General features: G+C 68.1%; 1 protein-coding gene. It reads right to left on the bottom strand.

The features are described 5' to 3' along the window. Positions 1 to 127: 127 nt before the first annotated feature. Positions 128 to 853 (bottom strand): tyrosine-type recombinase/integrase (locus SSP24_RS42535; RefSeq protein WP_141316634.1); only part of this gene is annotated, 726 nt, incomplete at its 5' end.

The raw sequence follows: 853 nt of genomic DNA, 5'->3' as shown, positions 1-853 counted from the left end.
CCGGTCCGAGGTGACGGCGTTCGAGCTGCGGAAGAATCTGCCGGTGCTCTAACCGCAGGTCAGGGCAGGTTTCCCACCGATTCGACGGATGGGGCCGACGGTCGCGAACCGTCGGCCTCATCGCGGCTCACTGCCCCTGGGCCGTCTCTGGGCCGTCCGGCGTCGGATCGGCGCCCTCGTACAGGCCGTCCACCGCCTTCCGGGCCCGTGCGTCGCTGCTCGGCATGAGGTGCGTGTAGACCCGGAGCGTGAACCCCGGATCGTTGTGTCCGAGGTAGTGACTCAGTGCCTTGATGTTCTCGCCGGCGTCCAGCAGGACCGAGGCGTAGAAGTGCCTGAGCGCGTGCATGCCGTGTTCGCGGGCGGCCTGGTGGCGCTCGCCCGGATTTGGCTGGGGGATCACTCCAGCCGCGACGAGAGCAGGCTTCCACGCGCGGTCGTTGAAGTCGGTACGCCGAACCGCACCGGCGCCATCGAGGCGGGTGAACAGCAGCCGCTTCGTGACAGGCGGGCCGTCCACTCGGAGCCACGGCAGCGTGATCTCTACCGGGGGGAATGCCTCCATGTGCTGCTTGAGGATGTGCGCCACGCGGTTCGGCAAGGGGACGTCGCGGATCTTGTTCCGCTTCGGCGGGGCGAACACGAGACCCTGCTTTGTCACCTTCACCTGATTCGCGATGTGCAACCACCCGGAGTCCAAGCCGATTTCTTCGACGGGCAGTCCGAAGATCTCACCTTGCCGAAGCCCGCACCCGCCTCCCAGGTCTACCGCTGCGCGGTAGCGCTCGGGCAGCGCTGCCCGCACGGCGAAGACGCGCTCAGCACTCCACGGCACGACGCGCCCGGTTCCCGC

Origin of the sequence: Streptomyces spinoverrucosus (assembly GCF_006539505.1) — a bacterium.
Classification (GTDB): Bacteria; Actinomycetota; Actinomycetes; order Streptomycetales; family Streptomycetaceae; genus Streptomyces; species Streptomyces spinoverrucosus.
This window is presented reverse-complemented; position numbering and strand designations above follow the sequence as displayed.